This window comes from Plastoroseomonas hellenica, from assembly GCF_018129085.1.
Classification (GTDB): domain Bacteria; phylum Pseudomonadota; class Alphaproteobacteria; order Acetobacterales; family Acetobacteraceae; genus Plastoroseomonas; species Plastoroseomonas hellenica.
Genome location: NZ_JAAGBB010000007.1, coordinates 173,235 through 186,004, shown reverse-complemented (window position 1 = coordinate 186,004; position 12,770 = coordinate 173,235). Strand labels below are relative to the sequence as shown.

Below are 12,770 nucleotides of genomic sequence, written 5' to 3'. Positions count from 1 at the left end.
CTGCTGCGGCGGGGCAAGCCGGCGGCGCTGCGCCTGGCGGCGCGCTACCCAGGGGCGCCGTTGCTCTGCGATGGCCTGGCGCAGGCCGCCGCCTGGGGCGTGCCGCCGCTGCGCGGGCCGGCCTTCGACGATGACCTGGAGGCTGCTTTCGATGAGGCCTGCGGGGCAGCGGTGCCCTTGCCGGGCGGCGGCCGCATGACCATCCACCCGACGCCGGCACTGGTCGCGATCGATGTCGATGCCGGCAGCGCGGCCGGCGCGCGGAGCGATGCGCTCGCGGCGCTGAACGCGGCCGCGGTCGCCGAGGCTGCCCGGCAGATCCGGCTGCGCAACCTGGCCGGTGCCATCCTGGTCGATGTCGCGGGCTTGCCGGCGAAGAAGCGCGCGGTGCTGGCGGACCCCTTCGCCGCCGCGCTGGCGGGCGATCCGCTGGCCAAGCTGATCGGCGTGACCGGGCTCGGGCTGTTCGAGATCCAGCGCGCACGCATCCACGCGCCGCTGCATGAGGTGATGGCAGGGCCGTTGCCAATAGGGCTGGCGGCGCTGCGGATGGCGGCGCGGGAGGCCGCGGTCCGCGGCGGCGCGCGCCTGGCGCTGCGGGCATCGCCGGGCGTGATCGGTGCGTTGCGCGACCTGCCGGGGGCACTGGAGGAATACGCCGCCGGGGCCGGCTTCGCCCTGGTGCTGCGGCCGGATGCCACCACCTCCGGCTGGATGATCGAGGAGGCCGCCGATGGCCAATGAGCCGCGTCCGCGCTGTCCGATCTGCGGCAAGCCGCCGCAGCCGCAGACCCGCCCCTTCTGCTCGCCGCGCTGTGCGCAGATAGACCTCGGGCGCTGGCTCTCGGGCGACTACGCCGTGCCGGCCGAACCGGCGCGCGACGAGGACGAAGAAGGCCAGGACTGAGGCAGGAGGCTTCGCGCGTTGTTGCGAATGCCTCTGCGTCTCGTTTTAACCATTGATATGATTGAGTTTTTCTTCCCGTCCTGCTTCCGGGCGGCGGCCGTCCCCGGTAGCATCGGGACATGAAGCGCCTCGCTGACCTGACCGAAGCCGAAGTCCTCGCGCTCGCCATCGCGAATGAGGAGGAGGATGCGCGCATCTACGCGACCTATGCGATGCGGCTGCGCGGCAACTACCCGGCCTCCGCCGCCATTTTCGACGGCATGGCGCAGGAGGAGCAGCGCCACCGCACCCTGCTGCTCGAGGCCTATGACCGGAAGTTCGGCAAGGAGCTGCCCTACATCACCCGCGCCGATGTGCGCGGCTTCCTGAAGCGGCACCCGCTCTGGCTCGCCGACGACCTGCGCATCGACGCGGTGCGCCGCCAGGTCGGCGTGATGGAGCTCGAAGCCGGGCAGTTCTACGCGCGTGCTGCCGAGCAGGCGCATGATGTCGATGTGCGCCGCCTTCTCGGCGACCTCGCGCTGATCGAGCAGAAGCATGAGGCCCTGGCCGAACGGCTGACCGAGACGCATTTGACCGAGACGGCCCGCGACCAGGAGAAGGCTGTCGCGCGTCGCCTCTATGTCCTGCAGATCGTGCAGCCGGCGCTGGCCGGGCTGATCGACGGTTCGATCTCCACCCTTGCCCCGATCTTCGCGGCCGCCTTCGCCACCCATAACTCCGCGGACGCCTTCCTGGTCGGGCTGGCGGCCTCGCTCGGCGCCGGCATCAGCATGGGGCTGACGGAGGCGCTGTCCGACGACGGCGAGATCACCGGCCGGGGCAAGCCCTGGATTCGCGGCATCGCCTGCGGCGTGATGACCGCGGTGGGCGGGCTAGGCCACACCCTGCCCTACCTGATCCATGATTTCTGGACCGCGACGGCGGTCGCCGCCGTGGTGGTGGTGCTGGAGCTAATCGCCATCGCCTGGATTCGCTGGCGCTATATGGAAACGCCCTTCCACTCGGCGATCGTGCAGGTGGTGCTGGGGGGCGTGCTGGTGCTGCTGACCGGCATCTTCATCGGCAGTTCCTGAGCCGGGTCGATCCGGGCGACGGGACGGGTGGACAGGCCCTCCGCCATCCGCTAAACGCCGCGTCCTCTACACGGCCCCGCGCGAGCGGGTCTGCTATGGGCCCAGGTAGCTCAGTTGGTAGAGCATGCGACTGAAAATCGCAGTGTCGGTGGTTCGATTCCGCCCCTGGGCACCATTCCCCTCGATGCGATGCCGCCGCCGTCGGACGCACTGCGTTCCGACCGCGATCCGAGCGAGCAACCCGTCGCCAGGGCCTTCGCCAGGGAGCGCCGATCGGAGGCGGGAGCCTCGCAGCGTTCCCACGTCGACACAGAATCACCGCACAGCGTCTTGATCTTCCAAGCTTTAGCGTCGCAGCAAACCCTGCCCGGCCTCGTTCGTTCGCCCCGCAGCCACCCGGAGCGGTGGCGTGAACCGAGACCACCAGAATGGGGTAACGCGATACATGGCAGTCGATCTTAACAATACGCTCAATAACGCCTTTCCTGACGCCAACCTGCCGCAGGTGCTGCAGGGCGGCCCCGGCAACGACGCCATCGCCGGCGGCGATGGGCCTGATCTGGTCTTCGGGGCGGATGGGAATGACAGCCTGTTCGGCGCCGGCAACAGCGATCAGCTCTACGGCCAGAACGGTGACGACGCCTTGCGCGGCGGGGACGGCGCCGACCTGCTGTCGGGCGAAGCTGGCAATGACGACCTGAGCGGCGAGGCCGGGGATGACGCCCTGACCGGCGGCGCCAACAACGACGTCGTGCGCGGCGATGCCGGCAATGACGTGCTGGGCGGCGATGACGGCAACGATGTCGTGCAGGGCGGCGATGGCGACGATCACGGTTTCGGCGGCACGGGCGATGACGTCCTCACCGGCTGGGTCGGCAATGACGGCCTCGACGGTGGTGACGGCAATGACTGGGTCGCCGGCGAGCAAGGCGATGACACGCTGGTTGGCGCCGCCGGCAATGACGTGGTCGATGGCGGCGTCGGCCATGACCAGCTTTGGGGCAACGGCGGCAACGACACCTTCCTGTTCGGCTCGACCAATCCGGCCGACAGCGATGTCGTGCAGGATTTTGCGAGCGGCGCTGATCGTATCGGGCTGGTCGGGGCGGCCTTCGGCCTGGCGCCGGGCGCGCCGGCTCCGGGGGCCTTCGAGGCCAATGACAGCGGCGTTGCCACGGACGCGGATACGCGTCTGGCCTATGAGACGGATACCGGCAACCTGTCCTTCGACAGTGACGGATCGGGTGGTGTCGCGCCGGTTCTGCTGGCGACACTGACCAATCATCCGGCTCTACAGGCCTCGGATATCAGCTTCGTGTGAGCGAAGGTGGGGGCGTGCGGCCGCGTGCCTGGCGGCCGCTTCACCCCCGCCGCTGCGATGCGGCGCCGTGCCCGCCAATTGCGGCGGGCACGGCGTTTCCGTGATGGACAGTCAGTTCAGCGTCCCGGCCGATGGCAGGTGAGGCGCGGCCGCGCGACGCCGGCCCGCGGCCGCCGAATGGTGAGGGCCGGCCGCAGCCCCGGGGCACAGAGCCCGGAGGTGACGCGGGCCGGGAGCGGCACCGTGCCGCCCGCGGCCCAGGCGGCGCCGAGCCGGGCCAGCGCGACCCGTCGGTGATAGGCCAGCCCGCGCTCGTCGTCGCCGGAATGATAAGCGGCGATCGCCCCCGCCCAGTCGCCGGTGCGGGCGCGCAGCGCCTTCAGGAAGCCGATGGCATAGCGGATATTGGCGGCGGGATCGAAGCCCTCCTCCGGCCCGCGGAAGGCATCCGGATGATGCCGCAGGTTCACCTGCATGCAGCCGATATCGACGGAGCGCCGCCCGGCGGCAAGCATCCCCTGCACCTCGGCGACCGCCTCCTGCCGCGTCGCGGCGAAGCCCGGCTCGCCCTCCACGTTCCACGACCAGGGCCAGGGCTCAAGCCGGCCGGTGCGCGGATCGCTGCGGCCGGCTTCGACCAAAGCGATCGCCAGCAGCAGCCCCGGCGGCAGGCCGGAGCCGGGCTCCGCCGCGGCGATCGCCCGGCGGCAGGCAGTCCAGGGCTCGTCCTGGGCTGCGGCCGGCCGGGCCAGCGCGAGGAGCGGTAGCAGGAGGATGATCCAGCGCAGCATCCTCGCCGGGCAGGCGCGCGGGGAACTCGGCATGCGCAGAAGCTATCGGGTGATCCGGTGCGGGCCAATCGATCAGCCCGCCCGCGCCGCTTGACGGTGCGCGGCGGCACCGACCGGCGATGCCCTGCCATGGGACGCTCGTTCCGGCGCTAGACTGACGCCGTTCGTATCGAGGGGCCTGTCGAAGATGCTGGCTGCACTGGATCTGGCGAGCCGGGTCGCCATCGGCGTCGGCCTGCTGCTCGCGACGGGTTGGCTCGCGGCCTATGCGCTGGAGGTCGTGCTGCGCCGCCGCGGCAGCGTCTGGCGGCTGCTGCCGGAGCGGCGCCCGCGCCGCGTCACGGAGACATGGCTGGTTGCGGTCCTGCTCGCCGCCGCGATCGGCGCCCCCATCGGCGGGCTCGGCGGCTGCCTCGGCCTGCCCGTCTGGCTCGGCATCCTGGCCGCGGTGCTCGCGGCATTCTGGGCCACCTGGCGCGTCGCCAACGACTTCCGGCAGATGCTCGCGCTGGGCGAGGCGCTGCTCGGCGGCCATCTGGCGGAGGCGGACCTACCCCCGCTGCCGGACCACCCGCCGAAGGCCACGGGGCGACGAATCGTCATCCTCTGCGACGGCACCGGCAACCGCCAGCCCGATGCGCATGATCCCGCCGCGACCAATGTCTGGAAGATCGGCCAGGCGCTGGTCGAGGATGAGACGCAGACCCTCTGGTACGATCCGGGTGTCGCGACCGGCACCTCCCGCCCGGCCAAGGTGGCGGCATCGCTCGAGCGTTGGGCGGGGCGCCTCTGGCTCTCGCCGCTGGCAACCGCGCTCGGCCTCGCCGGCCGGCTGCGGACCGCCTGGGAAGGGCTCACCGGCACCGGGATCGGCGACAACATCCTCGACGGCTACAGCGAGATCGCACGGCAATACCGCCCGGGCGACCGCATCTACATCTTCGGCTTCTCCCGTGGCGCCTATACCGCCCGCGCGATCGCCGGCGCGATCCGCTGCTGCGGGCTGCTCAAGGCTTCCAACCTTCGCTACGCGCCGGCGCTGATGGCGCTGTACCGGGCGCGGCTCGGGCGCGGCACCGGCGTTCCCGCCCAGCCGGAATTCGTGCACCGGCAAGTGCCGATCGAGATGCTTGGCGTCTTCGACACGGTGGCCTCGCTCGGCGCGCCGCTCTGGGGCTGGTGGTTCAATCCGCGCGGCATCCGCAACCGCGCGCTCAACACCAGCCCCATGCCCAATTGCCGGCATGTCTACCACGCCCTCGCCATGGATGAGCGCCGCGCGACCTTCTTCCCTACCCTGTTCTGGCGCGCCGGCGGCACGCGCTCGGGCTGGACCGAAACGCTGGAGCAGGTGTGGTTCCGCGGCGCGCATGGCGATATCGGCGGCGGCTATCCCGAGACCGGGCTGTCGGACATCACGCTCGGCTGGATGCTGGAACGCGCGGCGCGGCACGGCCTGGCGCTCCGGCCCGGCGCCCTCATTCCACTGAAGCCCGATCCGATGGCGCGGCTGCATGATGAGACGGCGACGCGCCCCTCCTGGAGCTGGCTCGGCACCTGGCCGCGATGGGCGATGGTCCTGCCCGGCGTCGCCAGCACCGGCGCCGGAATCGTCGTGCATGCCAGCGTGTTCGAACGCGCGCGACTGATACGGGAGGAGACCGGGCGCCACGACCTGCACGACCTGCAGCCCGGGGAGACGGTCAGCTTCCGCGCCGAGGCCCAGAGGCAGTGGGACCGGACTGGCCTCGTGCTCCGCGGCGGGCAGGACGGGCCGATCTTCTACCGCCTGCGCTGGCGCGGCGGCGCATGGCGCGATGCCGCCTGCCCGCCCTGCGGCCCCGCCGGCAACCTCGATGGTGAGCGCGAGGGGGATCCCCGCCGGCGGGCGCGGTGGCGGAGGCGCGTGCGAGACGCCCCCTGGATGACCCTCTGCGCCACCATCGCCGGACCGCGGCGCTGGCCGCTGCGCGAATTGCCGATCAAGCTGGCGCTCGCCTATCTCTTCCTGCGCGATCCGCGGCTGCTGCTGAACCAGGTGGCACCGCTCGGCAGCAGCCTGATGCAGCCCGGCGACAGCCTGCTGATCCGCAGCGAAAGGCCCGCGGGCCTGCTCTACCTCTTCGCGAATGACCTCTGGCAGACCTATGCGAATAATTCCGGCGAGTTGGAGCTCGAGCTGACGCGGCTGGAGGCGGATCCGGCGAGCCAGGAACCGCTCTGGCTCCTGCCGAGAAGCGGGCGGTGGCAGTTGCTCAGCGGCGGCGCGCGGCCCAGGATTCCGGCAGACGATCCCGACGTCGCGCTGGACATGCCTACAGCATCTCCGGCCGGAACTGCCGGCGCAGGTTGATGTGCCCGCCCGCGACCATGAAGACGCCGTCGCCCGTGTAGTGCAGCGTCTTCGGGTATTTCGGGCGCGGCGCGGCATGCGCCTTCACAACCTCCAGCACGAAGAAGCTGTATTTCCGCAGCAGGGAAGTATCCGCGACGCGGCATTCCAGGCTGACTGGGCATTCCGCGATCAGCGGCGCCTGCACCTGTTCGGCTTCCTCTGGGGTCAGGCCGAAGCGCTCGAACTTGTCGACCTCGGCGCCGGTGCAATTGCCGATGCCGGCGACCGTCTTCGCCATCTCCGCGGTCGGGACATTGATCACGCATTGGCGGGACCGGCGGATCATCTCGTAGCTGTGGTTGGCGCTGGTGATGAAGCAGCCGACGCGCGAGGGCTCGAACTCCATCACCGTGTGCCAGCCCATGGTCATGATATTCCCAGCGCCTTTCCAGGCGCTGCTGACCAGCACGATCGGCCCCGGCTCCAGGTAGCGGCGGATCTGCCAGACCGGGAAATCCTGCTTGCGGTAGGTTTTCATGCGGCGGTCTCCGGAGACATCCGCCAGGGGTAACACGCGCCGCGGCGAAAGGGTTTGCCCGCGCCGTGCTAGTCCTGGTGGCGCGCAACCGCCCTGAAAGGGACCACGCCCATGCCCACCTCCCGCCGCGGCCTCGCCGCATTGCCGCTGCTGGCGGCGACGCCCGCGCAGGCGCAGCCGGCCCGCGATCTCGCGCGGGAGGAACGCAACCGCGCGCTCGTCATCGAATTCTACGAAGCGGTCTTCCAGCGTCATGACCTCGGCGTCGCGGAACGGTTGCTCGGCGAGACCTATATCCAGCACAATCCGCGCGTGCCGGATGGGCGCGACGCCTTCCTGGCCGCCTTCCGCCGCATCTTCGCGGCCAATCCCCAGGCCCATTCCCGCATCGTACGCAGCGCGGCGGATGGCGACCTCGTCTATCTGCACGTGCATGCACGGTCGAACCCAGGCGATCGCGGCCGGGCAATCGTCGATATCTTCCGCGTCGCCGAGGGCCGGATCGTCGAGCATTGGGACGTGGTCCAGGAAGTGCCGGAGACCTCGGCCAACACCAACACCATGTTCTGACGCAGGGCGCTCAGAGACCTTTTGGAAAAGGCGGCGGCGGAGGGCTGGCGAGGGATTTTCCCGCAGCCTTTTCCAAAAGGTCTCTCGGTGGCCCAGCGCCGTCAGCGCGACCCGCCGCTGACCACCAGGCACTGCTTGGTCAGCATCGCGCTGTCATCGGCGGCCAGGAACAGCGCCACCTTTGCGACATCCTCCGGCGTGATCATGTCCGGCAGGCATTGGCGGGCGAGCCCGGCGGCGATCCGGCCCTCATCCTGGTACCAGAGCCGACGCTGGCGCTCGGTGATCACCATCGCCGGTGCGATCGCGTTCACCCGGATCCGGTCCAGCCCGACCCGGCGCGCGAGCGAATTGGTGAAGCCGACCATCGCCGCCTTGGCGGCGGCATAGGCTTCGAGATCCGGCACCCCGTTCATCCAGGCGACGGAGGACATGTTGATGATCGAGCCACCGCCGCGCTCGCGCATCTGCGGCACCACCGCCTGCGCCGCGAAATAGGCGTGGCGCAGATTGACCGCCATCGTCCAGTCGAACTCTGACGCTGAGACCGAGGCGAAGTCCTGCCGCTGATCGTTGGCGGCGTTGTTCACCAGCGCCGCGGCCGGACCGAGCCTGGCCCGCACCGTCTCCAACGCTTCGCGCAGCGCCGCGATATCCGTCAGGTCGCAGGCGACGAAGAGCGGGCGCACGCCATGCTCATGCGCCAGTGCCTCGACAAGCGCCGTGCCGACCTCCTCCTGGATGTCGAGGAAGGCCACCCGCGCCCGATTGACGGAAAAGCCGCGCACGAAAGCCTCGCCGATGCCGCTGGCACCGCCGGTCACGATGACCACCTTCCCCTCGAGGCTGGCGTAGCGGGTGAAACTCGTCATGCGATCAGCCTTTCGGTCGCGGGGTCGAACAGGCAGAGCTTGCGGGTGTCGAGCGCGAAGCGCGCCGGCGCACCGACCGGCAGCCGTATATCGGGCGAGACCCGGCCGAGCAGCGCCTCCCCACCGAGACGCATCAGCACGATGGTCTCGGCGCCGGTCGGCTCCGTCATCTCGACCGGTGCCTCGATCGGCACCGAGTGCCGCGCATCGGCACCGAAGCGGCGATCGGCTTCGGCAATGCATTCGGGGCGGATGCCGAGCACCACCTCCCGGTCGCGGAAGGGACCGGCGCGCGCGGCGAGTTCCTCCGGCACCGGCAGGCGAATCTCGTCCGGCCGGCCGGCGCCGATGATCGCGGCCAGCCCCTCGGCGCCGCCGGTGAGACGGGCGGCCACCGTGTTCATCGGCGGCGCACCCATGAAGCGCGCGACGAAGAGCGTGGCAGGTCGGTTGTAGATCGTCTCCGGATCGGCGAATTGCTGCACCTCCCCCTGGTGCATGACCGCGATGCGGGTCGCCATGGTCATCGCCTCGATCTGGTCATGCGTCACATAGACCATAGTCGCGCCGATGCGGCGATGGAGCTGCTTGATTTCCATCCGCATCTCGACGCGGAGCTTGGCATCGAGGTTGGAGAGCGGCTCGTCGAACAGGAACAGCATGGGGTCGCGCACCAGCGCACGCCCCATCGCGACACGCTGCCGCTGCCCGCCGGAGAGCTGCGAGGGCTTGCGGTTCAGCAGTGCCTCGATCTGCAGCAGCCGCGCGACGCGCGCGAGCGCCTCCTCCTGCTGCGGGCGCGGCACGCGGCGGCACTCCATCCCGAAGGTGATGTTCTGCCGCACCGTCATCGTCGGATAGAGCGCGTAGGACTGGAACACCATCGCGATGTCGCGGTCCTTGGGGGCGACGTCGTTCACCACCCGGCCGCCGATCTCGACCGTCCCCTCTCCGGCCTTCTCGAGGCCGGCGATGACGTTGAGCAGCGTGGACTTGCCGCAGCCCGAAGGCCCGACCAGGACGAGGAATTCGCCGCTGCCGATCTCGAGGTCGATGCCCTTCAGCACCTCCTGCGCGCCGAAGCGCTTGCGGAGGCGAGCGATGCGCAGAGCCGACATGATTGATCCCCTCCCGCCTATTTCACGGCGCCAGCGGTGAGGCCGCGCACGAAGTACTTGCCGCCGAACAGGTAGACCAGCAGGGTCGGCAGCGCCGCGATCAGCACCGCGGCACTCTGCACCCCGTATTGCGGCGCCTCGGAGACCGAGACCGAGAGCGCGATCAGCGCTGCGGTCACCGGCTGCTGCGCGCCGCTCGTGAAGGTGACGCCGTAGAGGAACTCGTTCCAGATATGGGTGAACTGCCAGATCACCGTCACGATCAGGATCGGAGGCGAGAGCGGCAGCACGATGCGCCAGAAGATCCGGAAGAAGCCCGCGCCGTCGATCTTCGCCGCCTTCAGCAGCTCCTGCGGGATGGCTGTGTAGTAGTTGCGGCAGAACAGCGTGGTGAAGCTGATCCCCTGCACGACATGGATCAGCACGAGGCCGGCGATGGTGTTCGTGAGGCCGAGGTCGCGCAGCACCAGCGTCCAGGGCACCAGCTTCATCTGCTCCGGCAGGAAGACGCCGAGGGTGATGATCCCGAACACCCAGTTGTCGCCCCGGAACCGCCAGAGCGCGAGCGAGTATCCGTTCAGCGCGCCGAGCAGGGTCGAGATGATGGTCGCCGGCACCACCATCAGGAAGGAGTTCCACATATAGGGCGAGATGCCCTCGCATCGCCGCGCGATGCAGTAGCTGCCCCAGGCCCGTTCGAAATTCCCGAAGGCGAGCTCCCGCGGCAGCCCGACGACCGAGGTCGCGCCGATGTCCTCGGCCGTGCGGACGGAATTCAGGACCACGACCAGCAGCGGCACCAGGTAGAAGGCAGCGAAGCCCGCCAGCAGTGCATAGATCAGAACCCGCGCCGGCGTCAGGCGATCAGCCATGGCGCGCCTCCCGATGCCGGCGCCACCGCATGAAGCCGAAATAGGGAACCAGCACCAGGAGCAGCGAGAGCAGCATCATCACCGCGGCCGCGGAGCCACGGCCAAGCAGCCCGCGCTGGAACATCAGGTCGTAGACCACGAGGGCGGGAAGCTGCGTCGCGATCCCCGGCCCGCCGCCGGTCAGCGCGCGCACCAGGTCGAAGGTCTTGATCGTGTACTGCAGCAGGATGACCAGGACCGCGATGAAGATCGGCCAGATCGCCGGCAGCACGACGCGGCGGTAAATGCGCCAGGGCCCCGCGCCATCGACCTGGGCCGCCTTGTACAGATCCGCATCCACCGAGCGGATGCCAGCGAGGAACAGCGCCATGGCGAAGCCCGAGGCCTGCCAGGCGCCGGCGATGACGATCGTGTAGATCGCCATCTCCCGATCGACCAGCCAGTCGAAGCGGAACCCACCCCAACCCATGCTTCGCACCAGGCGCTGGATGCCGATGGAGGGGTTCAGCAGCCAGGCCCAGACCGTGCCGGTGACGACGAAGGAGACCGCCATCGGATAGAGATAGATGGTACGGAACAGGTTCTCCCCGCGGACGCGCTGATCGATGAGCACGGCCAGCAGCAGGCCGAGCGCCGTGGTCAGCACGACGAAGCCGGCGCCGTAGATCAGCAGGTTGTCGGTCGCGATCTGCCAGTTCCGCGAATTCAGCACCGCCGTGTAGTTGCGTAAGCCCACCCACTCGTAATCCGGCATCAGGGTCGATGCGGTGAAGGACATCCAGGTCGTATAGCCGGTGAAGCCCAGCACATGGACGACGCTGACCAGGAGCGGCGGCCACAGCACGAGATGCGGCAGCCAGCGCCCGATGGCATCACGCCAGGCAGGCCGTGCCGCAGCCCGGCGCGCGGCGGCGCGCGGGGCATCGAGCGCCGGTGCGGCCGGGGCGGTCGCCGGGCCTGGATCCGGAGTCATCGGGTTCAGCGCGCGGCTTCGACCGCCTCGGCAAGGCGCTGCTGGCCCTGCTCGGGACGCAGCGACCGGTTGTGCACGAACTCGGTCAGCACATCGATCATCGCCGCAGACATCTGGTTGGTCTGCGCCATGTTGTGCGCCAGACTCAGCACGGATTGCCCGGCCTGGACGGCGGCGGCGAGCGAGGCGGCCGCTTCCCGCTGGCCGGTGGACCAGCCGGCGCCGGAGAGATCCATGTCGGTGCGCACCGGGATGGAGCCGGTGATCTGCGAATACATCTCCTGCACGCGGGGGCTCATCACCAGGTTCGCCATCAGGGTCTGCCCGGCCTGGAACTCCGGTTCGCGCCGGCGCCAGAAGATGAAGGCGTCGGCGTTCAGCACGAAGCAGGGGCGTCCATTGTCCACCGGCACCTGGCCGACCAGGTAGTCCTGGTCCGAGAAGCCGGCATGGCGGATGACGCCCTGCGCCCAGCCGCCCATCATGAGCATGCCCATCTCGCCCCGGACGAAGCGCGGTAGGAAGGTGCTGTAATGCTGGCCGGAGGCCGCCGGATCCATCCACTCCGAGATCATGCGAAGCTGGCGGAAGGCGCCCAGCACCTCCGCCCCGCGCAGCGCGCCGTCGTCGAGCTCCATGATCGCCTTGCGGTAGGTCGCGGGGTTGATCCCGGCCAGCGCGCATTCGAATTTCTGCCCGTCATCCCAGCGGATGCCGCCATTGGCGACCGGCGTGATGCCGGCCGCCTTCATCCGTGCCGCGAGGTCGTTGAACTCGGCCCAGGTCTTCGGCAGCGCGGTGGCGCCGACCCGCTCCATCGCGCGGCGCGAGGCGAAGAGCGTGTTGGTGCGGTAGACCTGCAGCGGCAGCGCGGCCCAGCGGCCCTGCGGCTTGTGCAGCCGCGCGAGGTCGGGCGCCACCACCTGCTCATAGCCCGCGGCCGCGACGAGTTGCGTCAGGTCGACGGTCGGCGCGATGCGGGACCAGGCGGCGATCTCCGGCCCCTTGAGCTGGGACGCCGCCGGCGGATTGCCCGCCAGGATATCGGCGCGGAGCTTGTTCATCATCTCGGTGGTGAAGCCGGGGACCGGATTGTGCTCCCAGACGCCGCCCTCGGCGGTGAAGACCTCACCGAGCCGGCTGATGGCGGCGCCGTCGCTGCCGGCGCTCCATTGCGAGATGACGGTGATGCGCGGGCGCGGCGCGCTCGCCTGGGCCATCGCCACAGAAGGCACGGCCAGCAGGCCGGCGGCTGCGAGCAGCCCGCGGCGATGGGTGGTGGCAGACATCGTTTCCTCCAGGATCCGGGCCGCTTCGTCGCGGCCCTCTCTTTGTCGTCATCCTCCGCCTCCCGATCGACGCGGAGCAAATCGACAATTGTTGATCCTGGTCGGGCT

13 protein-coding genes and 1 tRNA gene are annotated in these 12,770 nt (G+C 69.7%); 7 read left to right on the top strand and 7 right to left on the bottom strand.

The annotated features are described in order from the left end of the window. The 5 genes from GXW71_RS08260 to GXW71_RS08240 form a co-directional block, all read left to right on the top strand. Positions 1 to 744 (top strand): ribonuclease E/G (locus GXW71_RS08260; RefSeq protein WP_211851940.1); only part of this gene is annotated, 744 nt, incomplete at its 5' end. Then, entirely contained in the window at positions 734 to 907 is a 174-nt protein-coding gene (locus tag GXW71_RS08255; protein WP_211851939.1) for a DNA gyrase inhibitor YacG, read from the top strand. The genes GXW71_RS08260 and GXW71_RS08255, both read left to right, overlap by 11 nt. 119 nt (positions 908 to 1,026) lie before the next feature. Next, the gene (mbfA, locus tag GXW71_RS08250; protein ID WP_211851938.1) at positions 1,027 to 1,983 is read left to right on the top strand and encodes an iron exporter MbfA; all 957 of its coding nucleotides are present in this window, start codon (positions 1,027 to 1,029) and stop codon (positions 1,981 to 1,983) included. Between the two features lie 99 nt (positions 1,984 to 2,082). Continuing rightward, positions 2,083 to 2,158, top strand: a tRNA-Phe gene (locus tag GXW71_RS08245). 270 nt (positions 2,159 to 2,428) lie between these two features. Beyond that, positions 2,429 to 3,304: a calcium-binding protein gene (locus GXW71_RS08240; RefSeq protein WP_211851937.1), complete on the top strand. Its 876-nt coding sequence runs from the start codon at positions 2,429 to 2,431 to the stop codon at positions 3,302 to 3,304. Between the two features lie 116 nt (positions 3,305 to 3,420). On the opposite strand, the gene GXW71_RS08235 is transcribed toward GXW71_RS08240, so the two are convergent. Then, a complete protein-coding gene (locus GXW71_RS08235; RefSeq protein ID WP_211851936.1) occupies positions 3,421 to 4,128 on the bottom strand; it encodes a transglycosylase SLT domain-containing protein in 708 nt (235 codons plus the stop codon). A gap of 154 nt (positions 4,129 to 4,282) precedes the next feature. On the opposite strand from GXW71_RS08235, the gene GXW71_RS08230 reads away from it, so the two are divergent. Continuing rightward, positions 4,283 to 6,448 (top strand): DUF2235 domain-containing protein, encoded by a 2,166-nt coding sequence (locus tag GXW71_RS08230; RefSeq protein WP_211851935.1) that lies wholly within the window; start codon positions 4,283 to 4,285, stop codon positions 6,446 to 6,448. Here GXW71_RS08230 and GXW71_RS08225 read toward each other — a convergent pair. Next, on the bottom strand, positions 6,411 to 6,968 hold the full coding sequence (locus GXW71_RS08225; protein ID WP_211851934.1) for a flavin reductase family protein: 558 nt from the start codon (positions 6,966 to 6,968) through the stop codon (positions 6,411 to 6,413). The genes GXW71_RS08230 and GXW71_RS08225 overlap by 38 nt on opposite strands. 111 nt (positions 6,969 to 7,079) lie before the next feature. On the opposite strand from GXW71_RS08225, the gene GXW71_RS08220 reads away from it, so the two are divergent. After that, entirely contained in the window at positions 7,080 to 7,538 is a 459-nt protein-coding gene (locus GXW71_RS08220) for a nuclear transport factor 2 family protein (RefSeq protein WP_211851933.1), read from the top strand. 101 nt (positions 7,539 to 7,639) lie between these two features. Here the strand turns inward: GXW71_RS08220 and GXW71_RS08215 are convergent, their stop codons facing one another. The 5 genes from GXW71_RS08215 to GXW71_RS08195 are packed head-to-tail and all read right to left on the bottom strand — an operon-like array spanning position 7,640 to position 12,662. After that, entirely contained in the window at positions 7,640 to 8,410 is a 771-nt protein-coding gene (locus GXW71_RS08215; RefSeq protein ID WP_211851932.1) for an SDR family NAD(P)-dependent oxidoreductase, read from the bottom strand. After that, complete coding sequence (locus tag GXW71_RS08210) at positions 8,407 to 9,528, bottom strand: ABC transporter ATP-binding protein (protein ID WP_211851931.1); 1,122 nt, start codon at positions 9,526 to 9,528, stop codon at positions 8,407 to 8,409. Before GXW71_RS08210 ends, GXW71_RS08215 begins: the two co-directional genes overlap by 4 nt. Positions 9,529 to 9,545: 17 nt before the next feature. Then, positions 9,546 to 10,400, bottom strand: coding sequence for a carbohydrate ABC transporter permease (locus tag GXW71_RS08205; RefSeq protein WP_211851930.1), 855 nt, complete (start codon positions 10,398 to 10,400; stop codon positions 9,546 to 9,548). After that, positions 10,393 to 11,373, bottom strand: coding sequence for a carbohydrate ABC transporter permease (locus tag GXW71_RS08200; protein WP_211851929.1), 981 nt, complete (start codon positions 11,371 to 11,373; stop codon positions 10,393 to 10,395). Before GXW71_RS08200 ends, GXW71_RS08205 begins: the two co-directional genes overlap by 8 nt. Positions 11,374 to 11,378: 5 nt before the next feature. Beyond that, complete coding sequence (locus GXW71_RS08195; RefSeq protein ID WP_211851928.1) at positions 11,379 to 12,662, bottom strand: ABC transporter substrate-binding protein; 1,284 nt, start codon at positions 12,660 to 12,662, stop codon at positions 11,379 to 11,381. Positions 12,663 to 12,770: the final 108 nt, after the last annotated feature.

Bases quoted from the DNA above. Each gene is read 5' to 3' on its own strand.
- GXW71_RS08210 (WP_211851931.1), bottom strand. From the start codon at position 9,528: ATGTCGGCTCTGCGCATCGCTCGCCTCCGCAAGCGCTTCGGCGCGCAG.
- GXW71_RS08255 (WP_211851939.1), top strand. From the start codon at position 734: ATGGCCAATGAGCCGCGTCCGCGCTGTCCGATCTGCGGCAAGCCGCCG.
- GXW71_RS08220 (WP_211851933.1), top strand. From the start codon at position 7,080: ATGCCCACCTCCCGCCGCGGCCTCGCCGCATTGCCGCTGCTGGCGGCG.
- GXW71_RS08195 (WP_211851928.1), bottom strand. From the start codon at position 12,662: ATGTCTGCCACCACCCATCGCCGCGGGCTGCTCGCAGCCGCCGGCCTG.
- GXW71_RS08200 (WP_211851929.1), bottom strand. From the start codon at position 11,373: ATGACTCCGGATCCAGGCCCGGCGACCGCCCCGGCCGCACCGGCGCTC.
- GXW71_RS08235 (WP_211851936.1), bottom strand. From the start codon at position 4,128: ATGCCGAGTTCCCCGCGCGCCTGCCCGGCGAGGATGCTGCGCTGGATC.
- GXW71_RS08225 (WP_211851934.1), bottom strand. From the start codon at position 6,968: ATGAAAACCTACCGCAAGCAGGATTTCCCGGTCTGGCAGATCCGCCGC.
- mbfA (WP_211851938.1), top strand. From the start codon at position 1,027: ATGAAGCGCCTCGCTGACCTGACCGAAGCCGAAGTCCTCGCGCTCGCC.
- GXW71_RS08215 (WP_211851932.1), bottom strand. From the start codon at position 8,410: ATGACGAGTTTCACCCGCTACGCCAGCCTCGAGGGGAAGGTGGTCATC.
- GXW71_RS08240 (WP_211851937.1), top strand. From the start codon at position 2,429: ATGGCAGTCGATCTTAACAATACGCTCAATAACGCCTTTCCTGACGCC.
- GXW71_RS08205 (WP_211851930.1), bottom strand. From the start codon at position 10,400: ATGGCTGATCGCCTGACGCCGGCGCGGGTTCTGATCTATGCACTGCTG.
- GXW71_RS08230 (WP_211851935.1), top strand. From the start codon at position 4,283: ATGCTGGCTGCACTGGATCTGGCGAGCCGGGTCGCCATCGGCGTCGGC.